Origin of the sequence: Halomonas sp. I5-271120 (assembly GCF_030553075.1) — a bacterium.
Taxonomy (GTDB): domain Bacteria; phylum Pseudomonadota; class Gammaproteobacteria; order Pseudomonadales; family Halomonadaceae; genus Onishia; species Onishia taeanensis_A.
In genome coordinates, this window is record NZ_CP130701.1 from 3,298,480 (window position 1) to 3,324,287 (window position 25,808).

Consider the following 25,808-nt stretch of genomic DNA (forward strand, 5'->3'; position numbering starts at 1 on the left):
TTTAGAGGCTTACGCTCCATGGTCACGCGTGTCGGCATGCTGGGAATGAGTGATGGTAACGGCCATCCGTTCTCTTTCTCCGCGATTATCAATGGTTACTCAGACAATGGGATGCGTCATTCCGGCTGGCCAGGCATCTATGACTACGTACGTCGCCGCCATGGATCGGAATTCGGCGTGGGCGATCTGCGCGTCACCCATGCCTGGACCCAGGACGCCGAACAGACGGCGGCCCTATGCAGGGCCACAAGCATTTCGCATGCCGTCTCGTCACCCACCGATATGCTCGGTGTAGTAGACGCGGTGATCATCGCTCGGGACGATCATGCCTCCCACCGCCCCCTGGCCATGCCCTTTCTGGAAGCCGGTATACCCGTATTTATCGATAAACCTCTGACACTGGATCTCGACGAGTTGCGCTGGTTCACGCCTTACCTTGAGAGCGGCTTGCTTATGTCCTGCTCGGGAATGCGCTATGCCAAGGAATTGGACGCATGGCGAGCAGGACAGATCGATCATGGCGAGATGAGACTGGTTCGCGGAACCATCGTCAACGATTGGGAGCGCTATGGCGTGCATCTTCTGGACGCCATCCTACCGTTGATGCCATCACGTCCGATATCAGTAAGCGCCCTGCCGGCCGCCCATGACTCCTTGATCGTGGTGATGGGGGACGGTGTGCCGGTCCACATAGATGCACTCGGACAGGTGCCGGCGATGTTTCGCGTAGAACTGATGAGTAGCCACCATATCAGCTGTTTCGATATTACTGACAACTTCTCGATGTTTCGCCGCACGCTCTGGGCTTTCTGGCGGCAGATAGTAGATGGACATCCCGCGATTCCCGCTGTGGAGACAGTCGACGTCATTCGTACATTGATCGCTGGAAAATTAGCGCTTCAGAACCGAAAGGAGGTGTCATTAGGTGGATTCGACAACCTTTTATGACCTGTTTGATCTCAAGGGACGTGTAGCAATCGTGACAGGTGGACTCGGCATTCTGGGGCAGCATTTCTGCCAAGCTCTGGCGGAATTTGGTGCCAATGTGGTGGTGGCCGACCTGGATGGAGAGTCTGCGGAGCGATATGCGGCTGAGCTAGGACGGGATACGGGCGTGCGTTGTATCGGCCTGCCCTGTGATGTCAGCGACGAGGCTTCGGTGGAAGCACTAGTCACTAGCACGTTGGAGCACTTCGGTGCCATCGATATTCTTCACAATAATGCGGCCAGCAAGTCCGATGATCTCGGGGCCTTCTTCACACCGGTAGAAGAATACAGTCTGGCGGAATGGAGAAAGATAATGGCCGTTAATCTGGATGGAGTATTCCTGGTGTCGCGCAGTGTGGGTCGCCGCATGATTGAGCAGGGTAGGGGGGGGAGCATCATCCATACTGGCTCCATCTATGGCCAGTTAGGCAGTGACCCACGCATTTATCAGGGGTCTGAATACCTGGGAATCGCCATTAACACGCCGCCTGTCTATGCCGCTTCAAAGGCAGGAGTGTCTGGGCTGGCGCGGTATCTGGCCACTAATTGGGCGTCACACGGTATCCGGGTCAACACCCTGATTCCTGGTGGAGTGCAAAGCGGTCAGAACGCGGCATTCGTCGATCGCTACTCCCAGCGAGTACCGATGGGGCGGATGGGGCAGCCCGACGATCTAGTGGGAGCCCTCATCTTCCTGGCCTCGGACGCCTCGCGATACGTCACCGGTCAGTGCCTGTATGTCGATGGCGGACTCAGCGCCTGGTAGCTCACAAAAGATATTGATAACAATACATACAGAAGACTAGGTAGCGACGATCATGGCGAATAATCTTACCATCGTGATGTATCACTATGTCCGCCCCTTGAAAGAGTCCCGCTATCCCGATCTCAAGGCTCTTGAATCGGAGAATTTTCGTGGCCAGCTTGATTACATACAGCGTCATTACACAGTAGTGAACATGCAAGACGTCATTGCCGCAACCCGCGGTGAGGCCAGGCTGCCGGAGCAAGCCATCCTGCTTACCTTTGACGATGGCTATCGGGATCACTACGAGCATGTCTTGCCGCTGCTCGTTGAGCGTGGCGTGCAAGGGAGTTTCTTTCCTCCCGCTTGCGCGGTGCGTGAAGGGCGCGTGTTGGACGTCAACAAGATTCACTTCACCCTTGCCAGTAGCACCAATCCACAGCGGCTGATCGCCGAGATATTTGCCGTCATGGATGCTCACCGCAATGAATACGGTTTGCCCGGCAATGCGGAATGCTTTGATGCCTTTTCAAGAGAAAGCCGCTATGACAGTGCCGACGTGACCTTCATCAAGCGCATCCTACAGAAGGGACTGCCGGCGCCGATGCGCGGGCCTCTCATTGATCGCCTGTTTCGTCAATTCGTGACCAATGACGAGCGCGACTTTGCCGCAGAGCTGTACATGGATGATACCCAGCTGCGTGAATTGCTTGACGCCGGCATGTTCATTGGCAGTCACGGTGATCAGCATCTGTGGCTGAATACGCTTAGTGCCGACGAACAGCGGAGTGAAGTTGAGACCAGCCTGGAATTCATGGGTGATATTGGTGTGCCACAACATGATTGGGTCATGTGCTATCCCTACGGCGGCTATAACAATGCCCTACTGGCGCTTTTACGGGAAAAGGGCTGTGCACTGGGGTTGACTGTTGACGTGGGTGTGGCAGATCTAGCTCTAACAGACCCTCTTTGCCTGCCAAGGTTGGACACTAACGACTTACCCAGTTCGCTTGATGTCTATTCCGTTCACAGTGCGCCTGCCAGCGATGGCCATCAACTCGAGGCGTAAACTCATATAAGTCGTCGTAACAGGACTTCCCATGACTGACATGATGAAACTGCTATCCGACCTGACGCCGCTCAATCGCGTGGTTTGCTCCAGCGACTTTGACGATACCATTCGCTACATGCAGGACATTCTGCCATTTCGAGAACATACCTATTCTGCTGATAATAACTATAATGGTTGGGTGATTCCCAATAAATGGGATATCAAAGCCGCTAGAATTGATTATCAGGGAAAAACGATCTACGAGAGCGGACATCCGCTGGCCGTCATGGCTCTCTCCACCTCTTTCAGTGGCACCGTGGATCGCGAGGAACTGCGGCGCCACCTCCATTATGATCACCGTTACCCCGATGCTGTCCCTTTCCACTTCCGTCAGCTCTTTCGTAGTTGGCAGCGAGACTGGGGGTTCTGTGTGCCAAAAACCTTCTACGACGGCCTACAGGAAGGGGAGTACGATGTTCTGATCGAGACTGAAGAGGCGCCGGGAACGCTGCGGGTGATAGATTACACTCTCGAGGGGAAGTCCCCTGAAACTATCATTTTTGCTGCCAACTTGGACCACCCCGGTGTGGCTAACGACGGCCTATCCGGTGTAGCGGTGGGAGTGTCCCTGTTTGAGGCATTACGCCGGCGTCAGGAAAAGACCAACTTCAGCTACCGACTGGTACTGGCACCAGGAATCATCGGCAATGAGTATTATCTTGGCCACCTAGCGAGTGCCGAGAAAGAGCACTTGCTAGAAGGGGTCATGCTGGAAATGCTAGGTTCACCTACCGAGCTTGCCCTTCAGCATTCTCGTCATCGAGAGTCCAATATAGAGTTAGCAGTGGCCGAGTCGCTAGTAGCGAATGACTGTGAACATCATACTGGCGAATTTGAAAGCGAGTTACTTAACGACGAGTACATCTGGGAAGCCTATGGCATTCCCATGGCATCATTATCACGCTTCCCGTATCCCGAATATCATACCGATCGCGATAATCTGGACTTAATGCGACCCGAAAGGTTGGAAGAGGCCGTGAAGGTACTACTGGATGCTGTCGAGACCTTGGAGTCGAGTTCTATCGTGCGCAAGCGTTTCTCAGGAAACATTTGCCTTTCCAACCCCGAGTATGATCTCTACATTGATCCGGGACAGGTCGCCTTTGGCGATATGCCTGACGAACAGCGCCGTCGCATGCGACTATTGATGGACACAATTCCTACCCTGACTAGGCCTACGAGCATCAATATTCTGGCGGAGAGAGTTGGTTTGCCATTAACGATGGTCGAGAATTATCTCGCAAAATGGGTTCGTCATGGACTGCTGGAACTGACCTGATTTTTCTCGCCTTGTCGATAAGTCTTGAGTCTCATCTAAACTATTGATTAGTCACTTGTTTATAGGTGTTTTGCAAGTATCGCTGTATTTTTTAAGTGGCTTTCAATCCTTTATTGGGAATGAGTAAAATGTTCAAAAGTATAAAAGAACTGTATTCCCTGTTGAACAAAGAGCAGCGAGATAAACTCCTTGTCATGCAGGTCATGGTAGTTTTTATGTCCTTCTCTGAGCTGGCAGGTGTCATTTCCGTTGGGCCTTTTATGGCCTTGGTTGGTGACATGAGCAGGCTCGAAGGGGACTCCATATTGGCTGAAATCTACCGTTCCAGCGGGGCTTCTTCCCCTTCTGATTTTATCTTCTGGCTTGGTATTGGTGTATTATTACTTCTTAGTATTACTACGCTGATATCGATAGTTACCACCTGGCAACTCGAAATGTTCGGTCATCGTGTAGGGGCGGAACTTTCGAGTCGTTTGTTTAAACATTACATGTATCAGCCCTGGCTATTTCACGCTAATGGCAGCAGCAGTCAATTGTCCAAACAAATTGCTCAGGAGTGTCAGCGTATTACGGTATCTGTAATAACTCCTTTGATGAATATGAATGCCAAGGCTGTTATGGCAAGCCTGATGGCGACGGCACTGTTCATTTACGATCCGCTAGTAGCGACAGTCGGCTTGCTAATTTTTATGATCGCCTATCTTCTGCTCTACCGTACAGTGCGCCGTCGCTTGATCAACAATGGAACGACAGTATCGGAAACTCAGGCTCTACGATTCAAGTTGATGGCAGAGGGTTTTGGAGGCATCAAGGATGCACTCCTGTTAGGTCGGCAGCGCGTCTTTACCGAACGTTTCGAAAAAGTGAGCCAGCGTTTTGCCAATGCGCAGGGAGCTACTCTGGCGATGAGCCAGGTACCCCGCTTTGCGATGGAGTTAGTCGCCTTCGGTGCGGTGATATTCCTCGTGCTTTACCTTTTGGCTGCTCATCAAGGTAACTTGGGCACCATCCTGCCGGTGCTTTCCGTGTATGCGCTGGCTGGCTTCAAGCTTCTTCCGGCCTTTCAGCAGATCTACTCCAGTGTTTCGCGGGTGCGCGGTAATCTGGCCGCATTCGAGTCGATGCGAGATGACCTGCACGCCAGTGCAGTGAGCAGTGTTGATCAGGAGCGGTCTGATCCCGAGAAAGCTGGCCGCTGGGTGCCTCGGCAATCCATTGAATTCCGCGACGTCCACTTTCAATATCCGGGCAAACAAGCGTCTGCCGTAGATGGGCTGACACTGGAGATTACAGCTAATCAAGTGATCGGCCTTGTCGGAGCCTCCGGCTCTGGGAAGTCGACTGCCATCGACCTGCTTCTAGGGTTGATCGACCCTTCAAGTGGCCAGGTACTCATCGATGGGGAGCCCCTGACCACTAAGAATAAACGCGCATGGCAGAACAGTCTGGGTCTGGTGCCTCAAAGCATTTTCCTTTCTGATACGAGCATTCGCGAGAATATTGCTTTTGGGCTTCCGCCGTCTTCAATCAATGACGTGCGCGTAAGACGTGCGGCTAATTTGGCTAATCTCGATGAACTGATATCGGAGCTCCCCGAGGGACTGGAAACCGATGTGGGCGAACGTGGTGTCCAGCTCTCTGGCGGGCAGCGACAGCGGATCGGCATCGCCCGTGCCTTGTATCATGATGCCGACGTACTGGTGTTGGATGAAGCAACCAGTGCCTTGGATGGCATCACTGAGGAACTGGTTATGGACGCCATTCATGAGTTTTCAGGCACCAAGACGATCGTCATTATTGCTCATCGCCTCGCTACCGTGAAGCAGTGCGACTGTATCTATCTGATGAAGGATGGAAGAGTTATTGATCAGGGGCGATTTCAAGACCTGGTAATTCGTAACGATACTTTTAAGCGGATGGCGGAACGAGCCTGAGTCGTCTCACTACTGTTTCTCCGGCCATTAAATCCTGCCAGTAGGTGGGGTCGGTAATAAATTGCCTGCCAGTGAAAGAATACTAGGCCTTCCATAGCTGAGGAGTTTTTCAGGATGAAAAATATTTTTTTCCTGCTTTCCGTGAGTGAGTCTTTTTTTACTAGCTGTATGGAATTGTTTAAAAAGGATCCTAATAGCAAGAATGTTTACTTGTCTTGCTTTTCATATTGCAACAAAGATGACAGCGATTTATCTGTTTTTGATCATGCTGTGTATTTTAAGGATGCTCTTGAATCCAAAAACAAAATAAGTATGGAAGAATGCCTTCGCCAGGCGAAACGGATGGAAAGCGAGTATCATTTCGTCTTGTCTAGTTTGATCCATGCGGAGCGAAACTTCGATCGCTTTGATAAACAGGATGTATTTCGAATCGCTATTTCAATGGCACTAAAGGTAGAAGAGATACATTCTTTAAAGCCAATTGAAATGGTAGTATCAGAAGGGCTGGATGACTTCTTAAGTATGTTCCTATATTTCTTCTCCAAAAAGAATGATATACCTTTCAGGTATCCCGTCCGGAGCAGGATAGGTACGGGACTGTATCTGTCTGATGGCCCAGACGGCCATGTCGTCACGGCAAGCTTGCGCAACAAAGGGAAGTCTATGCTTGAGGCCGATGCCTATATAGAAGGTTATTTAAAGGAGAAGATTCAGCCATCATATATGGTCGCGAATAGGCGGTTCTTCAAGGTAGCCAGTAAGCAAGATTTCCTCACCTTGGGAAAGATGCTCATTCGAAAAGATAGAAAAACAACCTTTCACGCATACCAGGATCCCTTTAGTGCCGTGAAGAAGAGGGTGGTTAGGATAATCAATGCATCAAGATATGCTTCATGCCTGAGCAAGAACGAAGCTGATATTGAAAAACTTTCAGAGATAGGGTTGAAGTATTTTATTTATCCTCTGCATTTTCACCCAGAAGCATCAACGCTTGTAAAAGGACGTTGGATAAATAACCAGCTGCAGATTATTGAGTTTATCTCAAAGTCATTACCTGCAGATTGCGTTTTGCTTGTAAAAGAACATAAGGTATCTATTGGTAGGAGAGAAAGAAGTTTTTATGACGAAGTTGTCAAGCACCATAATGTGATGCTGATTAGCCACAAGCTGAATCCTCATGATCTGATAAAGCGTTCCTGCGGAGTGGTAACCATATCCTCTAGCATGGGGTTAGAAGCAATATTTCATGATAAAGCCGTTATATGTTTCGGCGATGTTTTTTACAATCAGGTAAACGGAGTGGTAAATGCGAGAAATATCGCCAAAATGAATGAGTATGTGTTGGAAGCCCTGAGTTTCAAAGGGTACTCACAAGGTGATGTTAGATGTCTTATATATGACATAATCACCTCGTCAGTTTTTCCGGAGAAAGATTTTAGTCCACACAAATATGCAGAGGAACACTGTGAAGTCTTCCTGGATTTACTCGCAGCGGATATTGATTTTGTCATCAACGATAAAGCGTTGAGGAAAAATGTAGCATAGCCTTCATCTGTTGGTTTTGGGTTTTTACGGCTTTATTATTGGTAATTATATCTAATAATTTTCCTCAGAATAAATTTCATATCGATTATTTTTCCCGGCGGGAGATTTAAATGTGCGGCATCTTTTTTTGCAAAATACTTGATGATGCGGGTTGCGGCCCTGCCAATCTGGATGTGCTGTTTTCCAGCTCTCTTGAAAAAATGAGGTACCGCGGGGAAGATAACGTCGCTGTAAGAAAAATAAATGGGCTTTACTTTGGTCATTCTCGTCTGGCGATAAATGGTTTGAATCCGGGCTCCAATCAGCCTGTAGTAACTGATGACTACGCTCTGATATTTAATGGTGAATATTATAATTATAAAGAAAATTATGCGCATAAGGGGTCGGATACTCTGGCGCTATTCGATCATTTATTGGAAAAGCCGAATGCCCATTCTTCCGTGAATGGTCCATATGCCTATGCATGGTACGATATAAAAAATGGAAAAGTGGTTTTTCGTAGAGATGTTTTTGGCGAAAAGCCACTTTATTACTATAAAGATGCGAATATTTTTCTGGTGTCATCCACTCTTAAATCCATTTTGTTTTTTGTCAAAGGGATCGGTGGTAGGGTGCAGCTGAATATTGATGCTTTACGCTGTGACTATGTGTTAAATGGTTTTATTAGAGAGCCTGAAACCGTTTGGCAAGGCATATATGAGATCCCACCTAACCATTCACTTGTTTTAAATGGAATAGATATCTCCTTGAAGAAGGAAAGTTTCTCTTTTCCATCCGATTTGGGACCTGTAGTAGCTGAAAGTTATTTGAAATACTCGTTAATCACTAGGGATGTTGATGCTGCGTTATTGCTAAGCTCAGGAGTGGACTCTAGTTACCTTCTGGTCAAGTCGATTGAAGCGGGCGCCGGATTGTCACTGGTAACTTATGGAGGAGGTGATGGGGACGGCGAAGTTAGTGAAGTTGAGAATAACCTATCTTTTATAGACTTAAAAGAAGCTGGTTGTGAGTTCTCACCACTCCAGAAAGTTAGTGAAGGTCATCCAGGCTTTATCAGCGAAGAAATCGCATTTTATGCAGGGGTTATGGAGCAACCCACCTCCGATGGTCTCCAGGTTCACAGGATTTTGCAGCATTTAAAAAGTGAGTTTCCTCACCTTAAGGTAGTATATTCTGGTTTGGGCGGTGACGAGATATTCGGAGGCTATCCTTCTTTCAAAAATTACCAGCTGATAAATATATTAGCCAGTATTCCTAATTCATTTCTCCTTGTTCCAAAGATGAGAAGGTTTTTAGAGGGAAGAAAAATACTGGGTGAGTGGGGAGTCATGGCATACTATTTTCTCTATAGGGCTGATTCCTGTTTCGTAAAAAAAGAGCACAAGGACACATTGAGAGAGTCTTATAGACGATTTAAGAAAGGCGTTTATGAGTCGGTGCCATCAGAGCTTATGGAGCGATACAAGGGCTGCTCTAGTATGCAGCTAAAGTTGCTTGAGACGTTTGATTACTGCAAGAACCAGTTGCTGAGGGATATGGATAATATCTCCATGCATCATGGCGTTGAAGCAAGAGTTCCTCTACTTAATCCGCACCTGATTATGCAGCCTGTAGACAATAAAAAGGGCCTGAAAGAATACGTTGAAGCTAGGGCGAAAATATCTTTTGGAAAGAAAAAAGGATTTTCTATTCTAGATCATGATTGTTTAGAAATATATAAAAATTCTTTGAGTAGCAATCAGGAGGTTCTTAATGCAGTCTTTGGGGAAAAAGTCTGCAATATAAATTGTCTTCTGGATATTGGTGCGATGAGAAAATTCTCCTTTATCGCTGAATGGTTGAAGGTGAATGTTGCAGTTTGTGAGGTTGATGGAGAAACGTTGGTTGCAAGATAAAGTTGAGTGATTTATTTGAAACTAATAAGAAGATTTCTGAAATTTGCTCTAGTGCCTTAAGCTTTTCCTTGAAGTCGGTTTAGGATGGTAGCCATCTCATGTATGGATGCCGTTAACATAAGAGCATGTCGAGAATAAAATTATGTATGATGTGCGCACCCCTCTTGTCAGTTTTTATATGACGGTAAGGAATGGTTTTCCATTTCTTCCTAAAGCCATTGAAAGTATTAAGAATCAGACATATTTAAACTGGGAAGCTGTGATCGTTGATGATGGCTCAAGCGATGACTCTGTGAAATACTTGCGTGAAGTCGAGAGGCAGGATTCACGCTTCAGGATTATTGCAACAGAGGGGGTTGGCCGTGGTAAAGCATTAAATATGGCAATTGAAAATGCGCGCGGCGTATATGTTGCGAACCTGGATGCTGATGACTTGGCACATCCCCAACGTATTGATATCCAGGTTAGCATCCTGATAGCTACAGGAGCCCTATTTTTATATAGTGATGCCGAGTTTGTGTATGATGATGGCTTTGCTGACTGGACGCCCATATCCGGGCCATTTAATAACCATTTGGATGATGTGTCGATGGAGTTGATGAAGAGAAATCCAGTCAGCCATATAAGTGTCATTAGTCAAAGAAAGAGTATTCTGGAAGTAGGTGGTTATAGCCAAACAAGAAAATCGCAACTTGATTATGAGCTTTGGTTTAGGCTTGTAAAGCATGGCATTAAGTTGCAGAAAATGGGGTACGCTCTTGTAGCTAAGAGGATCCATACTGGCCAGTCTTTCGAGAATAAGCGTCGAATGAAATATCTTTTTTCTAGTACAGCTCTCCAAAATAAAATAATCACGGAGATGCAGGGCGGGATACGGTATCGGATATATCCTGCTTTAAGACTTCTGTACGGATTGCTACCTCAGAAGTTGCGGGTTCATATCAGGCAGTAGTGTTAATTCCAATAACTCCCTTTTTGCCTCTCATAGAAATGAAATTTAGGTTCTATCTTTAGGTTCTTTCCAGGGAATGAAGGTTTGTCAGATAGGTAGGTGGAAAAATGATTTGGTTAATTTGGTTCACATTGGTTTTTGCTAGTGTTTTAAGCCCTCTGTATGTTTATCCTAGTGGAAGCGCTCAGCCTACTGACTATGTTTTTTTGGCCCTCGTTTGCTTGGTTTATGTTCATGCTCTAGCCACTTCTAGGGAGCTCCCTCTGGCTAAGATTCCGATTTACTGGGGTCTGCTGGCATTCTGGGTATTTGTACATTGCCTGGTTTCATCTTTAGTTCTCCAGTCCTCCGATTTTTATAGAACAATGGCGTTCTGGGTTTATAATACTGCAGTGGCATCCTGTTTTTTGTATTTGCTTGGGATGGGGCCTAAGAGCAAAATTTATATTGAATGGGGCATTTGCCTGGGTCTAATAACCTCTGGGGTTGGTGTAATCCTTTCACTAGGTGTAGAAGGTCGTGCGGTTGGTTTCTTTAATAATCCCAATCAGCTCGCCTTCTTTTCCTTGTTAGGAATCTCTTCCTTGTTGGTTCTTGCCAGGATGAGATTGCTCGTCAAGCCTCTTGTTATTTTAGCCGTTTTGTCTGGCATTTTAGGTATCTTTGCGGCTGCATCATTAGCAGCAATCGCAGGCTTCTTCTTGGTGGTGGTGGGGTACTTGTTGGCGAATTTACAACCAAAACAGCTTTTCCGTTTTTCGGTTATCCTTTCGCTGCTTTTCATGACCTCGTTGCTGGTTGATGATAAAGCTGTGACTAGAATATCTGAAAATATTTATAGTAGGTCGGTTGTGGCAGAGGGGAAATTTGATTCTATAGGAGAAGAGAGGAATTATGATCGCATTTTGGCTTTTCCAGAATATACTCTTGTAGGAGCAGGTGAAGGCCATCTTGATCGATTTTATCCATATGATAAAAACGAAATACATTCAAGCCTTGGTAATTTGTTGTTTGCATATGGGGTTCCTGGTATCGCGTTATTTATGGCTCTTCTTTATTCCGTTTTGCGTAGTTCTCCACCACCCATCTGGTTCGTCGTATCAGGGCCCATTGTTTACTCATTGACCCATATGGGCCTGAGAACGACATTGTTTTGGATCTTCTTGGCTATAGTTTGGTCAGAATATGGCGCAAAGAAAAGCTATGCTTGAATTCAGGATTTTAAATCGAGTTATTTTTTCATGTGGTAGTCTATGTTGGCTTGTGTCGTAAATTTTTTTATTTATTATCCATAGTTACCTGATCTTGGTTGTTGTTCCTGCTACATGCCCGCCTAGCTTCTGCATACTCGGCATAATTAACTACAATCGCTACGAACAAAGGGCAGGGGGGAAGATGAAACGATTCCTGATGATTGCCAGTTTTCCTGATTCCCTCGTCACTTTCCGTGGCCAACTGCTCGATGCATTGCGCGAAAATGGATATGAGGTGCATGTCGCATGCCCTGACATTCGTACGGGCAGTGCGGTTCGTGAGCATTTGGAGTCCAGGGGGATCATCGTTCATGACATCCCGATGCAACGCACGGGGATAAACCCGTTGGCCGACCTCAAGACACTCGGCAATCTCTACCGCCTGATGCGCAGTATTCAGCCAGATGTTGTCATGGGTTACACCATTAAACCGGTGATCTATGGAACCCTCAGTGCTTGGCTGTGCCAAGTCCCCAGGCGGTTCGTGTTGGTCACTGGGCTGGGCTATGCATTCAGTTCAGGCCAGTCGATAAAAATGATAAGCAAGCGGAAGGGGTTGCTGATGATCGTGCGGTTCCTGTATCGGTTGTCACTGGCTGGGGCCCACAAGGTGTTCTTCCAGAACCACGATGACCAGGAACTCTTCCGCCAACTGAAAATTCTCCCAGTGAAGACACCCTCGCATGTCGTCAACGGCTCGGGAGTCGACTTGGTCCAGTACGCTGTGGCGCCACAGGCAAAGGGGCCGGTGAGATTCCTGCTGATCGCTCGCCTGCTTGGGGACAAGGGTGTACGCGAGTATGTTAAGGCTGCCCGACAGGTACGCCAGGACAATCCAGAGGTGGCTTTCTCCTTGGCCGGTTGGATCGATGACAACCCAGATGCCATATCTCAGCAGGAACTAGATACTTGGATCGCTGACGGCACGGTCGATTATCTTGGGTGTCTCGATGATGTGCGACCCGCTATCGCCGCTTGTCATGTTTATGTATTACCCTCTTATCGCGAAGGTACACCTCGTACGGTACTTGAAGCCATGGCCATGGGCAGAGCCATCATTACCAGCGACGCACCTGGGTGTCGTGACACAGTTACTGATGGGAGTAACGGTCTCCTAGTTGCGGTTCGTAATGCCACTCTGCTAGCCGATGCCATGCAGCAGCTCATCGGTCGTCCTGATCTGATAAATACAATGGGAAGAATATCGCGAGAGATTGCAGAGACAAAGTACGACGTACATAAAGTCAACGAAGATCTTCTTATTCAAATGGGACTTCTCTTACGAACCTGTAACCACCTGGGCGCTGCTGAGGTTGAAAAACTTCAAGGTTTTTATGGTGAGAATAGTCTTTGATGGCATTGCCCTGCCTCTGCTTGAGAAAGTCGACGAAAAAATGATTAATAAGGAAAAATCACACCGGAAGCGAAGTTTTAGGGTGTTGTCCTGTATTTTACGCACGATCTGATATTTAACGCCGTATGGCTGAGTGAAAGCATTTTAAACTTCTCATATGCGAGGTTGCTTCGGTGGTCTCATGTGAACTATATTTCAAATCAACCTCTCTCTCGAAGACTGCTTCATTTTTCATTACACATTACATGTGAGTTAGGACTGTGGCCCTATGACTGTTAAGGAAAGAGGAGACTATTGATCTGCTACTTCAAAGAGCCAACTTTGATGAGGCCTTTCGTTATTGAATGAATCTCCTGAATAAAAGGTGGTAGTATGATTGATAATCAATATGCAATGTTTTTGCAGAGTTCTGGCGAAGAAGTATTTCTTTCCAATAATATTTTTTGGCATAAGTACAATGGTTTTATTGTTCCAGCTTATCTGCCGCATGTCACACCGACGATCGATGAATTCACTGCAAAAAAAGCAATGAAATATTCGAAGTCGCCCTTCGCGAGATGGAATAGCAGTTTTGGTCAAAATGATGAAGCAAGTTGGTGGTATGTTGTGCGTCAGGCACCTTATTCAATGCAACAATGCAGCAAAAAAACACGCAGCAACATTCGCCGGGCTATAAAGAATCTTATTGTTAGGCCGGTTTCTCTAGACGAAATGCAAGAGCAGGGGTATGCAGTCTGTGAAGCTGCTGTGGTACGGTATGGAAATTCAGCCTTCCTTCCTAGTCGCGCTGAATTTTCTCGCAGGCTTACGGCTGCAGGCGCATTTTATGGAACTGTAGAGTATGTTGGTGTCTTCGTAGAAGAGAAAATGATCGCCTTTTCCGAAAACCATATTCAAGATAATGCAGTGTTTTGGGAGAGTATCTGGTATGATCCTGAGTACTTAAGGCTTGGCTCCAGCTATGCGTTAATTAATTTTATGTTAGAATATTATTTAAATACAAGAAATATGAAGCATGTTTCTGATGGTTGTCGTTCGATATACCATGAAACTAATTTCCAAGACTTTCTTATTCGTAGGTTTGGTTTTGAGAAGTTTTATTCAAAGCTTGAGCTGGTTTACTCTCCTTGGTTTTATTTTATCGTCTCTCTTTTATACCCTTTTCGTTGTGTACTTGACGCATTGCGTGCTTGTCGTGCTCCGATTCTCGCCAAGGGGCGTGCTGTTTTATGCCAAGAAGAAATAAGGCGGTCTTTTTTGTAGTTCTTAACTTTTTTGTGTCTTATTTTTGGGTGCATATTCACATGGGTATATCGCAAGAGCACCAAAGGATGTTAAAGCGCTTATTTGATGTAACTCTGTCCTTAGCTGGTTTGCTTTTGTTGAGTGAGCTGATCTTGCTGTTTTATCTTTTCTCGTGCCTGGATACAAGAAGCAATGGCATTTTCAGGCAAAGGAGGATAGGGCGACATGGGAAAATATTTCACTTATACAAGATAAAGACAATGAAAAGAATCTCTGGATTTGACTCTACTGTCACGACAGCCAAAGACCCCCGCATTACACGTTTTGGGAGATGGCTCAGGAAGACAAAGGTTGATGAGCTTCCTCAGTTGTGGAACGTCTTTGTCGGAGACATGAGTTTTGTGGGACCTCGGCCAGATGTTCCAGGGTTCGCCAATACGCTGACTGGGGAAAAGGCAATTATATTGAGCGTTCGTCCCGGTATTACAGGTCCTGCGACGTTGAAATACCGAGACGAAGAATCACTCCTGGCTGACAAGAGTGATCCTGAGCGTTATAATCGTGAAGTAATCTATCCAGATAAAGTCATGATAAATATGGATTATGTCCAAAATTGGACATTTATTTATGACTTGAAGATTATCTTCAGGACCTTATGTGGGTGAGTTACTTAGTGATGTGAAGGTGAAATTATGACTACTCCCTCATTTTCTCCCTGGCCTGCTTTCACTGACGAAGAAGCCGATATCGTCAGGCAGGTGATACTTTCCAACAAGGTGAACTACTGGACCGGTAATGAAGGGCGTTTATTCGAAAGCGAGTTTGCTCGCTTTGCGGGTACCGAATACGCCGTTGCTGTTTCCAACGGCACCACGGCCCTGGACCTGGCGATGAAGGCGCTGGGAATCGGTGTGGGCGATGAAGTGGTGGTCACTTCTCGAACCTTCATGGCGTCGGTGTCCTCCATCGTCACCGCTGGTGCAGTGCCTGTCTTCGCGGATGTCGATCGCGACTCTCAGAACATTACGCCTAACACCGTCGTGCCTTTGATTACGTCGCGCACCAAAGCCATTATCGCGGTGCACTTGGCTGGCTGGCCCTGTGACATGGACGGTCTGATGTCGCTCGCAGAAAGCCGCGGTCTCTATTTGATCGAGGACTGTGCTCAAGCGCATGGGGCTACCTGGCGCGCGCGCAGTGTTGGTGGGATCGGGCATGTCGGCGCCTGGTCCTTCTGTCAGGACAAGATCATGTCTACCGGCGGGGAGGGGGGCATGGTCACCACCAATGACCGGTCTCTGTGGCAACGGATGTGGGCCTACAAGGATCATGGCAAGAGTTGGGAGGCGGTCTACGAGCGGGAGCATCCGCCGGGTTTTCGCTGGCTGCATGAATCCTTCGGCACCAACTGGCGCCTGACCGAGATGCAGGCGGCCATTGGCCGGCTGCAGCTGCGCCGGATGCCGGACTGGACACGGCAGCGTCGTGACAATCTGGAGCGGATTTGGCAGGCGGCGAGAGCCTGTGGCCTGCGGGTGCCTGAGTTGCCAGGGCATGTCGGACACGCCGCTTACAAGGCCTATGTGTTTATTGATCCGCTGTCGCTGCGGCCAGGGTGGGATCGTGATCGGATCATCGACGAAATACAACAGCGGGGAGTTCCGTGTCTGGGGGGGAGTTGTTCCGAGGTGTATCGCGAAAAGGCCTTCGATGACACGGGGTGGCGGCCAGCTCATGCCTTGCCGGTTGCAGCCGAACTGGGGAAGACCAGCATCATGTTTCTGGTCCATCCTACGTTGACCCCGGAGGAGATCGAACGCACTTGCCTGGCGTTACAGGAGGTAATGGCTCTAGCTGCGGGCTGATCTTTGCAGAGCGCAGATATACGAGGCCAGCATATACATGAAACGCCCCCGACCGAGAGATACCTTGGCCGGGGGCGTTGTTTTATGTTCTGGATTCAAGTGTGTCCGGGTTAGAGGCGTAAGTCGGCCTCGCCATTCCCCAGCAGGTACTTCAGATCGAACAGCACGTGGTTGGGTTTGCCCCAGGAGCGTATACGGTCAATGCCATAGTCGCGGAATTCATCGTGGGCGACTGCCAGTATCATCGCATCATAGCTCCCTTCATCCGGCCGCTCGACGGGGCGGATCGCATAGGCACGCTGGGCTTCGTCACGATCGGCATGAGGGTCTAGGACATCAACCATGACATTGAAGTCCCCCAGTTCGCGAATGATATCGGTGACACGTGTATTGCGCAGGTCCGGGCAGTTCTCCTTGAACGTCAGGCCCAGGATCAGCACCCGTGCGCCTTGCACGTGGATCCTTTCCTTAATCATCTGCTTGACCAACTGGCCAGCCACATAGGCGCCCATACCATCATTGATACGTCGGCCTGACAGGATGACTTCCGGGTGATAGCCCACCTGTTGGGCCTTGTGCGTCAGATAATAGGGGTCGACACCGATGCAGTGCCCGCCCACTAACCCTGGCCGGAAGGGAAGAAAATTCCACTTGGTTCCCGCTGCCAGCAGGACTTCTTCGGTATCAATTCCCAAGCGGCTAAAGATCATGGCCAGCTCGTTGATCAGTGCGATGTTCACATCGCGCTGAGTGTTCTCGATGACCTTGGCGGCCTCCGCGACCCTCATTGAACTGGCTTTGAAGGTGCCCGCCACAATGACCGATGCATAGAGGGCGTCGACGAAGGTTGCCGCAACGGGAGTCGAGCCTGAGGTCACCTTCCTGATCGAGGTGACACGATGTTCCTTGTCGCCTGGATTGATGCGCTCTGGGCTATAGCCGGCGAAAAAGTCGCGATTGAAGACCAGCCCCGAGCCTTGTTCGATGACAGGAATGCATTCCTCTTCGGTGGCGCCCGGATAGACGGTCGACTCATAGATGACGACATTGCCTGGCGAAATGACGTGAGCCACCGTCTGGCTGGCCTTGCGCAAGGGCGTCAGATCCGGGCAGTGCTGTGCGTCGATCGGTGTTGGAACCGTGACTATATAGACATTGCATTCCTGCAGTCGCTCGACATCATCACTGAAGTCGAGCTGTTTTGCGCATCTGAGCTCATCGAATGAGACTTCTCGGGTGGTGTCGATGCCATCGGTGAGCTGCAGGATGCGATGGGTATTGATGTCGAAGCCCAGCGTCGGGTAACGCTTGCCGAATTCCACGGCCAGAGGCAAGCCCACATAGCCCAGTCCAATCACGCCAATACGAATAGAGTCCAACTTCAGGGTCAGGTCCATGATCCATTGTCCTTGTGATAATCAGAAGTGGCTGTCCTTGGCCAGGGCCGCGGTCGAGAGGTTGAGTTGAGCTGACAGCACCTTTGGGGCTATTGATGATGGGGTGGCGGCTCTTTGGCTTACTTGATGCCTTTCCCTGTCAACGACTGGAGCCTCATTGGGCTGATGTGTCTTTGCATCCCCGTATTGTTGAAGCCAAAGTAGGTCGGAAATAGGGTGGTTGGGGTGGTAAGCGATGGGGGCTTCCAGCAACAGTTGTCTGATAGCTTCGTGCTGGACCTTGGCTACAGCGTTATGCAAACGACGAAGGTATTCTTCTAGGCGCGGCCATTCCCAGCTGGTTTCCCATGCAGTCATGATGCGTGGATGTGCCGTCGATGTGGTGTTGGTGCCGACCAGCAGCTCCTCATAGAGCTTTTCTCCTGGGCGCAGGCCGCTATAGTGGATAGCGATGTCGCCATCTGCGCTGTCCTCGGTGATCAACTCCAATCCCGAGAGGCGGACCATTTGCTTTGCCAAATCGGCAATTTTGATCGGTTCACCCATGTCCAGAACAAACACATTACCCCCGCTACCCATTGCACCTGCCTGAATCACCAATTGAGCGGCTTCGGGGATGGTCATGAAGTAGCGCGTTATATTGGGGTGGGTCACCGTAATCGGTCCGCCATCGCGTATCTGGCGCCTGAACAAAGGCACAACGGATCCGGATGAGCCCAGGACATTGCCAAATCTGACCATGCAAAAACGCGTCTTGACCTGCTCACTGGACAGGGCCTGGCAGATGAGCTCTGCAAGGCGCTTAGTCGTGCCCATGACATTGGTGGGCCGCACGGCCTTGTCTGTCGAGATCAAAACGAAGGTTTCAACGCCGCAATCGATAGCCGCCTGCGCGGTCTTCAGCGTGCCGAAAACATTATTACGGATGCCTTCGGCCATGTTGTGTTCCACCATCGGCACGTGCTTGTAGGCAGCGGCATGATAGAGCGTCTGCACACCAAAGCTGCGCATGAAAAGCGTGAGACGTGGACGGTGCTGGACGGACACCAGCAGTGCCTTGATGGAAATATCGAGATGATGGCGTTCAGCAAGTGCCTTGATTTCTTGCTCCACCTGGTAAAGGGCATACTCACAGACATCCAGCAGCAGCAGCTGGCGCGGCTGCTGAAGTAGAATCTGCCGGCTCAGCTCGGAACCTATCGAGCCGCCTGCTCCAGTCACCATCACGACCTTGCCCAGGATGTTGGCCTGCATCAGTAACGGCTGCGGTGGCACGGGATCGCGTCCCAGCAGATCCTCGACGGTCACGTTGCGGATGTCGTTGATTCTCGCGCGTCCGGCGACGATGTCGGCCGTACCCGGCACGGTTTGCACGGGGATCATCAGTGGCTCTAGAGCATTCAGGATGGCCCGTCTCCTCGCCCTAGTCGCGCTGGGAATCGCCAATAGGATCTGCTCTACGCCGTAGTCATTGATAAGCTGGCCCACCTGCGCCGGGGAGTACACTTCCAGTCCCTCGACATTTGTGCCATGCATACCTCGCCAGTCATCCACGAAGGCCACCGGGACATGTTGATCGCTATGTTTCAGTGAATTGACCAGGTGGGCCCCGGCGGCTCCGGCGCCGTATATCACGACACGTGTTCGGTTCTTGATGCTTGCCCTTCTGTAGGCTGAGCGAAGCAGGTAACGGATACCGCCAATACTCACGAATGCCAGCAGGAAAAAGACCACGGAAATGGTGATGGGAGATGGCGTCCCCAATGCGAAACTGACGGCGATAAGTGTCAGCGTCGTAGCGACCAGTCCTTGCACGATGGTTTTTAGGGCGCGTTGATTAATATATCGAATGACCGCGCGATAAAACCCTAGTCTGACGAAATAGTAGATACTGATGGGGAGGGTAATAAAGAATGCCAGCCAGGTTTCCCTATCCAGTACCTTGTCCCAATGTTCGAACTTTATCAGCATCGCCAACAAGAAGCTCAGCGTCAGGGAGGTAGAGTCAACCAATACCTGGATGAGTCGCTTGTATACACGAGGCAACCTGAAAATGTAATCAATTGATTTATACATTATTTCACCTTCATCCCTGTGTCTTAATGCGATCATCTTTTTTGCGGGTCGCACTTTTATAATTATGTTGTTAATTATCCGGTAGCAGGCTACACAAAAGACTCCCTCCGGGTGTCTGCTGCTGCATGAGCCTCTCGAGGCGTATTGTTTTGTGTTGCGATGTTAACTTATGTTGTATTATGATAAATGACGTAAGCAATCTTCCCAAGATGGTTTTTCTAGTCTATCGCGGGATGAGAAAGCAGCGATTAGCAGTAGGGTGCTAATGATGTAAGTATTGTAAATTCGGCCGTTGGTGAGCCTCCGCATAATCGTTCGTGGCATGAAAAGGCATTAGAAGATTAATCTTTTTATAATGTTTTCTTTCCGTGACAGCTCATTTCTTGGTTGGCGGGAGGTTCTTTGTCAGGTTGTCTGACCAGTGCCTCAAGTTAGGCTTGGAAGCGCCTGTCATACCACATTATCAGGGTTATAACGGTCCTCATCAGGGGAGTTAAGATGAAACTATTGATCACAGGCATGGCAGGTTTCATTGGCTTTTCGTTAGCTAGGCAGCTTTCCGGGAGGGGGCACACGATCATCGGGATCGATAACCTCAATGATTATTACGATGTGTCACTCAAGCAGGCACGACTGAATGTTCTGGCGGAGTATGAGGATATTCATTTCGTCAGACTGGACCTCTGTGATCGGGAGGGCATGACGGGACTGTTTTCACAGCATAGCTTTGACAGGGTCATCCATCTCGCCGCCCAGGCAGGGGTGCGCTATTCGCTGGACAACCCTCATGCCTATGTCGATGCCAACCTGATGGGGTATCTCAATGTGCTTGAGTGCTGCCGGCATCATGAAGTGGAGCACCTCGTTTATGCCTCATCCAGCTCAGTCTATGGCATGAACGAAACGGTACCGTTTTCTACTCGGGACAGTGTCGACCACCCGGTCAGTCTCTATGCGGCAACCAAAAAGGCCAACGAACTGATGGCACATACCTACTCCCATCTTTATGACCTGCCCACCACGGGCTTACGGTTTTTCACGGTCTATGGGCCATGGGGACGACCGGACATGGCGATGTTCATGTTCACCAAAGCGATCCTGGAAGGGCAGCCGATCGACGTCTACAACCATGGGGATATGTCACGCGACTTCACCTACATCGACGATATCGTCGAGAGCATCATGCGCATTGTCGAGGTTGTGCCACAGCGTGACAGTGACTGGCAACCTTCTCAGGCCGGGCCGGAGAGCAGTAGCGCCCCCTATGCTCTTTACAACATTGGGCATGGAAGCCCCGTCAGATTGATGGACTTTATCCATGCGCTTGAAGGGGCGATCGGCAAGCGAGCCGAATGCAATTTTCTTCCCATGCAGCCTGGTGATGTACCGCATACCTTTGCCGACACCGAGGCGCTCTATCAGGTGATCAGTTATCAGCCACGAGTAGACGTATGGGAAGGGGCCAAGCGGTTCGTCGCTTGGTATCGCGATTATCATCGGGTTTGACGTGTGTCATCCCTTCTTCTGAAGGCAGGTTGGGTCGATGACCACCGAGATGTGGCACCGGCTCAATAGCCGGCTATTGTTTGCTTTTCTGGCGATGTTGATTGTGGTGCCCGGAGGGTATGCGCTGGTGCCACTGCTGTGTCTGATAGCAGCGTTAGCGGGAGCCTTGGCGGCAGGCTGGCGAACCCCACGACTGGACTGGGAAGACGGGTTGTGGTGCCTGGCGCTGCTGGTCTTCGCTGCCAGTTGGCTAGGCGATGTCGTCCGGACCCTTAAATGGCCGGAATCCGCCACGGGGAATGGCATAGGGCTGCCGCTGTGGCCCATTTTGGGCGCTGTTTTGCTGATATGGTTACGCTGTCATGGCCCGGCAGCGCGTCATTGGTGGCTGGGTCTTTCGAGCGGCGCCTTGGCAGCAGGCTTGATTGCGCTGTTTGAAAGACTGGTCCTTTTGTACTCACGTGCCAGCAATGACATGAATGCTATTCCGTTTGGCAATCTGGCCTTGCTGCTTGGCTTTCTCTCCTGGCTGGCAACACTTTGGTGGATGTACCGGCTACCTCAGCCTCGGCGCTTCTACCACCGTTACTGTCTCTGGCTATCTGCGGCTGGCGGCACGGCTGGCCTGTTGGCATCGTTGCTATCCGGCACACGTGGTGGCTGGTTGGCCGTGCCATTACTCGCGTTGATGCTCTATGTGGCCTGGCGCCAGATGCCCATGAAAGAACGCCCACGGCCGGTTGCGCGATATCTAGGATGTGGTGCTCTACTTTTGGTCGTCATGCTGGTGGCTATCCCTGAAACGGGGGTCAGTCACCGCCTGGTCGCAGCCGTCGCCGACGCCCAAGAATACTGGCAGGGCGAAGATCGTGATGGATCTGTCGGCCTTCGTTTAGAGATGTGGCGCGGCGGTTTGCAGCTCTTTGCAGAGCGCCCGTGGATAGGATGGGGGGAGGGACGCCTGGAATCCGAGCGTGATGCCTTGGTGACGCGCCATATCCTGCATCCCGGCGTCAGTTACTATGATCAGTTGCACAGCGACATTATCGATACGGCGGCTAGAAGGGGAATGCTGGGGCTCTTGGGGTTGGCACTTCTTTATGGCGTGCCTCTGTACCTGTTCTCTCTACGGCTTGGTGCCAGCTCTCCAGGGGTGAGGGTCTTGGCCATGGCGGGCTTGATGACGCCTTTGGCGTTCATTGTCTTTGGGCTGTCGCAATCCATGCTGCGAGATGTGCACGGCCTGAGCGGTTACCTTGGCCTCAGTATCGGTTGCTGGGTAATTCTGAAGCGGGAAGAGCAGCGTGCGCTATGCCAGGAAGGTGGCCGTGCCGGCCGGGGTTACGTTGCCGACGCTTTTGTCGGCAAGCCGCGATGAGTGCCATTATCATGGTCCTCGTCATGCTGGCGGTCGGCCACCATACCCATTCTGCCTTTGCATGTGTAACATCCCTGCCCGAAACGGCATGTGCCTGGGCGTAAGCGATTAGGCGCGGGTTGCCAGGGGCTTACAGGTTATTTATTGGCAGGAGTAGCGACATGAAAATCACCATTTTCGGCACAGGATACGTGGGCCTGGTCACCGGAACCTGCCTGGCCGATGTGGGGCATGACGTCATCTGCATGGACGTGGATGCCGACAAGATTGCTCGCCTGCATGAGGGCGAGATTCCGATCTACGAGCCGGGTCTCGAGTCCATGGTGACGGCCAACGTGGCGGCAGGGCGGCTGCGTTTCACCACCGATCCTGCTGCCGCGGTGGCGCATGGCGAGTTGCAGTTCATCGCTGTCGGTACGCCGCCTGACGAAGACGGCAGCGCCGATCTCAAGTACGTGCTGGCGGTGGCCAGGACCATCGGCGAGCACATGGACGAGCACAAGGTCATCGTCGACAAGTCCACCGTGCCGGTAGGCACCGCCGACCGCGTCCGTGGCGCTGTCGCCAGCACGCTTGCCGAGCGTGGCGTGGAAATCGACTTCGATGTCTGCTCCAACCCGGAATTCCTCAAGGAAGGCGCAGCCATCGAGGACTTCAGTGGTGGCGCCCGCATCGTGGTCGGGACCGATTCCGAGCGCGTCAAAGCGCTGATGCGCGAGTGCTACGGGCCCTATAACCGCAACCATGAAAAGATGATGTTCATGGACGTGCGCGCCGCCGAGCTGACCAAGTATGCTGCCAACGCCATGCTGGCGACCAAGATCAGCTTCATGAACGAGATCGCCAACCTGGCCGAGCGGCTGGGCGCCGATGTCGAACAGGTGCGCCAGGGCATCGGCAGCGATCCGCGTATCGGCTATCACTTCATCTATCCGGGCTGCGGTTACGGCGGTTCCTGTTTCCCCAAGGACGTGCAGGCGCTGGCGCGGACCGCCAGCGAGGTCGACTACCCGGCCGAACTGCTCAATGCCGTCGAGAACGTCAATCGTCGCCAGAAGAGCACCCTGTTCGCCAAGCTCAATCAGGCCTTCGACGGTGACCTGGCCGGCAAGACGATCGCCCTGTGGGGACTATCCTTCAAGCCCAACACCGATGACATGCGCGATGCCCCGAGCCGCGACGTCATGGAAGCGCTGTGGGCTGCCGGCGCCAGGGTTCAGGCCTATGACCCGGAGGCCATGAAGGAATGTCGGCGTCTCTATGGGGATCGCGATGACCTGGTGCTGGTGGCCGATCGCATTCAGGCCGTGAAGGGCGCGGATGCGCTGGTGATCTGTACCGAGTGGAAGGAATTCCGCATTCTCGACTTCGACTGGCTCAAGGCTCAGCTCGCCATGCCGGTGGTGGTCGATGGGCGTAACCTTTTCTCGCCGAAGGCCGTCAAGGATGCGGGCCTGATGTACTACGCTGTGGGGCGTGGTGACTCTCTGGCCTCTGCTTCGGCATGAGTGCTGGGAGTTCCAGAGCTCGACGGGCGGCAATCGCGATTCGGCAGGTGGAAAAATCCACGGGTGCCAGTCGCGTTGCCCTGGCACAGGCAAAGCTCCTCAACGACTTGGGGTTCGATGTGTCACTGCTGGTCGAGCGTGGCAATGCTGGGGTCGTGACAGACCATGGAGCTTCAGTCGTCAAGCTGTGGCGCTGGCCATTCAAGGGCGCTTTTCGGCGATTCTGGTTCAATCGACGTGTGCAGTCCTGGTGTCGCCGGAATCGTCCTGACGTCTTGTTGAGCCATGGCGATTGCGAAACGGCGGATACCCTCTATTTGCATAACTGCGTCCACTTGGCCGAGCAATATATCCGCGGGCGCGAGCTTCCCGCGCAACATGAGGTCGCCTCGATACATGACCATGTGCTTGGTGGCGGGAAGTTTCGTCAAGTGGTCGTTAATTCGCGCTTGATGGGCAATGAACTATCGCATCGCTATGGCATCGCTATGGCATCGATCCTGCCAAGATCGAGGTCAGCTATCCGGGATACGATCCTCAGCAGTTCAATGTGCAGCGCGCCCGTGCCGACCGAATGTCTACGCGTGATGCGCTTGGCGTGGCCAAGGATGAAAAGCTGATTGGTCTCGTCACCTCGGGCAATTTTGCTAAGCGAAATGTCATGGGTTTCGTCGAGATGGCAGCTGAACTCCAACGCCGAGCTCCGGGGTGCTACCGTTTCCTGGTGGTTGGAAAAGACAAGGCGGCGGAATACCAGCAGCAAGCCCAGGATGCGGGAGTCGCCGAGCGCATCATTTGGCGTTCGACCATGCCTGACGTCGAGACTGTTTTTGGCGCCTTGGACTTGTTCGTTCTACCAGCCCACATTGAAGAGTTTGGATTGGTGGTGGCGGAGGCCATGGCCTGCGCGACGCCTGTGCTGGTTTCCGATCGTGTTGGGGCATCCGAGCTGCTGGCGGATACGTATCCTGATTTGGTGATGAATCACGAGGCGTCCAGTGCCGAATGGGCGGGCCGGATGGGTATGCTGCTCGATCAAGAAGAGACGGCCATCGGTGGGGAGCTTGCCAATTACGTCCAGCAATACTCCTACATCGCGCAGCGCGAAAAACTCAAGGAGAGTCTGCAACGGCTAGCGATGAAGGTGGTGTGAGCTGCGAAGGCGGTGTGAGCCGCGTGAAACATCAAGCAAGACTTGCGACGCCTCATCTGGCCTTGACGCACGATGTCGCGCAGGACATCAGGCTCACCGACAGGGAAGGCAATGGTGAGCCTGAATAGGGTTATTCGACCACGGTTACCGTGATGGTGCTTGACCAGTCAGGGCCATAAGATTGGTGTTCGCCATCGGCGAATTGAAGCGTCAGGGTGTGTTCGCCCGGAGGCAGGCTGAGTTCGTGGCTGGTTTGACCGCCGCCGAAGTGGATATGGCTGTCATCGGCGGGAATGACCTCGCCCTTGGCCACCGGCCCGGCATCAATGATCAGGTGATGATGGCCGGTGCCTTCCTCCATGGTACCCGCGGGCTTCACCTGCATGCCCATGACCTCCATTTCCACCTGTATCGGGTTTGATACTTCGGCACCGTCCTCCGGCGTCGCAAAACCGACTCCCTCCATGGCGATGGCCGGCATGGCGAGCATCGTCAGCGCTAGCGCAGTTAACCAGCGGCCGGCACTTTGCGTCAGCATCTTCATTTCCGCGTCTCCCAGTTTCGGTCTATGTGACCTGACGTATCACGCCAGGCCAAGCAGCGTTTCTGCCTGCACTCAGCGTAG

Annotated in this window: 21 protein-coding genes; 18 read left to right on the forward strand and 3 right to left on the reverse strand. The window is 51.0% G+C overall.

Annotation, left to right across the window (positions count from 1 at the left end; all coding sequences use genetic code 11):
- Positions 1-18 precede the first annotated feature (18 nt).
- The 13 genes from Q2K57_RS14785 (at position 19) to Q2K57_RS14845 (ending at position 16,165) form a co-directional block, all read left to right on the forward strand.
- Positions 19-948, forward strand: a complete 930-nt coding sequence (locus Q2K57_RS14785) for a Gfo/Idh/MocA family oxidoreductase (RefSeq protein ID WP_304525549.1) — start codon at positions 19-21, stop codon at positions 946-948.
- Positions 926-1,753 carry an SDR family NAD(P)-dependent oxidoreductase gene (locus Q2K57_RS14790; protein WP_112055861.1) on the forward strand — a complete coding sequence of 276 codons (828 nt, stop codon included), beginning with the start codon at positions 926-928 and terminating at the stop codon, positions 1,751-1,753. The genes Q2K57_RS14785 and Q2K57_RS14790 overlap by 23 nt, the downstream gene beginning before the upstream one ends.
- A gap of 52 nt (positions 1,754-1,805) precedes the next feature.
- Positions 1,806-2,801, forward strand: a complete 996-nt coding sequence (locus Q2K57_RS14795) for a polysaccharide deacetylase family protein (RefSeq protein WP_304525550.1) — start codon at positions 1,806-1,808, stop codon at positions 2,799-2,801.
- Positions 2,802-2,832: 31 nt separating this feature from the next.
- Positions 2,833-4,122 (forward strand): DUF4910 domain-containing protein, encoded by a 1,290-nt coding sequence (locus tag Q2K57_RS14800; protein WP_304525551.1) that lies wholly within the window; start codon positions 2,833-2,835, stop codon positions 4,120-4,122.
- A 128-nt stretch (positions 4,123-4,250) separates the two neighbouring features.
- On the forward strand, positions 4,251-6,056 hold the full coding sequence (locus Q2K57_RS14805; protein ID WP_304525552.1) for an ABC transporter ATP-binding protein: 1,806 nt from the start codon (positions 4,251-4,253) through the stop codon (positions 6,054-6,056).
- 114 nt (positions 6,057-6,170) lie between these two features.
- Entirely contained in the window at positions 6,171-7,601 is a 1,431-nt protein-coding gene (locus Q2K57_RS14810) for a hypothetical protein (RefSeq protein ID WP_304525553.1), read from the forward strand.
- A gap of 110 nt (positions 7,602-7,711) precedes the next feature.
- Positions 7,712-9,496 (forward strand): asparagine synthase-related protein, encoded by a 1,785-nt coding sequence (locus Q2K57_RS14815; RefSeq protein ID WP_304525554.1) that lies wholly within the window; start codon positions 7,712-7,714, stop codon positions 9,494-9,496.
- 142 nt (positions 9,497-9,638) lie between these two features.
- Complete coding sequence (locus Q2K57_RS14820; RefSeq protein WP_304525555.1) at positions 9,639-10,448, forward strand: glycosyltransferase; 810 nt, start codon at positions 9,639-9,641, stop codon at positions 10,446-10,448.
- Positions 10,449-10,555: 107 nt separating this feature from the next.
- A complete protein-coding gene (locus Q2K57_RS14825) occupies positions 10,556-11,659 on the forward strand; it encodes a hypothetical protein (RefSeq protein ID WP_304525556.1) in 1,104 nt (367 codons plus the stop codon).
- 184 nt (positions 11,660-11,843) lie between these two features.
- A complete protein-coding gene (locus tag Q2K57_RS14830; protein ID WP_304525557.1) occupies positions 11,844-13,055 on the forward strand; it encodes a glycosyltransferase family 4 protein in 1,212 nt (403 codons plus the stop codon).
- A gap of 372 nt (positions 13,056-13,427) precedes the next feature.
- Complete coding sequence (locus Q2K57_RS14835) at positions 13,428-14,318, forward strand: hypothetical protein (protein ID WP_304525558.1); 891 nt, start codon at positions 13,428-13,430, stop codon at positions 14,316-14,318.
- 68 nt (positions 14,319-14,386) lie between these two features.
- Positions 14,387-14,965, forward strand: a complete 579-nt coding sequence (locus Q2K57_RS14840; RefSeq protein WP_258396576.1) for a sugar transferase — start codon at positions 14,387-14,389, stop codon at positions 14,963-14,965.
- Positions 14,966-14,992: 27 nt separating this feature from the next.
- Positions 14,993-16,165, forward strand: coding sequence for a DegT/DnrJ/EryC1/StrS aminotransferase family protein (locus tag Q2K57_RS14845; RefSeq protein WP_304525559.1), 1,173 nt, complete (start codon positions 14,993-14,995; stop codon positions 16,163-16,165).
- 110 nt (positions 16,166-16,275) lie between these two features.
- Here the strand turns inward: Q2K57_RS14845 and tviB are convergent, their stop codons facing one another.
- Positions 16,276-17,562: a Vi polysaccharide biosynthesis UDP-N-acetylglucosamine C-6 dehydrogenase TviB gene (tviB, locus tag Q2K57_RS14850; RefSeq protein WP_304525560.1), complete on the reverse strand. Its 1,287-nt coding sequence runs from the start codon at positions 17,560-17,562 to the stop codon at positions 16,276-16,278.
- Positions 17,563-17,583: 21 nt separating this feature from the next.
- On the reverse strand, positions 17,584-19,638 hold the full coding sequence (locus tag Q2K57_RS14855; RefSeq protein WP_304525561.1) for a nucleoside-diphosphate sugar epimerase/dehydratase: 2,055 nt from the start codon (positions 19,636-19,638) through the stop codon (positions 17,584-17,586).
- Between the two features lie 498 nt (positions 19,639-20,136).
- Between Q2K57_RS14855 and Q2K57_RS14860 the strand changes: the two genes are divergently transcribed.
- From Q2K57_RS14860 to Q2K57_RS14880, 5 genes are all read left to right on the forward strand, one after another.
- Positions 20,137-21,144 (forward strand): NAD-dependent epimerase, encoded by a 1,008-nt coding sequence (locus Q2K57_RS14860; RefSeq protein WP_304525562.1) that lies wholly within the window; start codon positions 20,137-20,139, stop codon positions 21,142-21,144.
- A gap of 37 nt (positions 21,145-21,181) precedes the next feature.
- Positions 21,182-22,522, forward strand: a complete 1,341-nt coding sequence (locus Q2K57_RS14865; RefSeq protein WP_304525563.1) for an O-antigen ligase — start codon at positions 21,182-21,184, stop codon at positions 22,520-22,522.
- A gap of 161 nt (positions 22,523-22,683) precedes the next feature.
- Positions 22,684-24,030, forward strand: a complete 1,347-nt coding sequence (locus Q2K57_RS14870; protein ID WP_304525564.1) for a UDP-glucose/GDP-mannose dehydrogenase family protein — start codon at positions 22,684-22,686, stop codon at positions 24,028-24,030.
- Entirely contained in the window at positions 24,027-24,650 is a 624-nt protein-coding gene (locus Q2K57_RS14875) for a glycosyltransferase (protein WP_304525565.1), read from the forward strand. The genes Q2K57_RS14870 and Q2K57_RS14875 overlap by 4 nt, the downstream gene beginning before the upstream one ends.
- On the forward strand, positions 24,605-25,183 hold the full coding sequence (locus Q2K57_RS14880) for a glycosyltransferase family 4 protein (RefSeq protein ID WP_304525566.1): 579 nt from the start codon (positions 24,605-24,607) through the stop codon (positions 25,181-25,183). Before Q2K57_RS14875 ends, Q2K57_RS14880 begins: the two co-directional genes overlap by 46 nt.
- A 130-nt stretch (positions 25,184-25,313) precedes the next feature.
- On the opposite strand, the gene Q2K57_RS14885 is transcribed toward Q2K57_RS14880, so the two are convergent.
- Complete coding sequence (locus Q2K57_RS14885; protein ID WP_304525567.1) at positions 25,314-25,727, reverse strand: DUF4399 domain-containing protein; 414 nt, start codon at positions 25,725-25,727, stop codon at positions 25,314-25,316.
- Between the last annotated feature and the right edge of the window lie 81 nt (positions 25,728-25,808).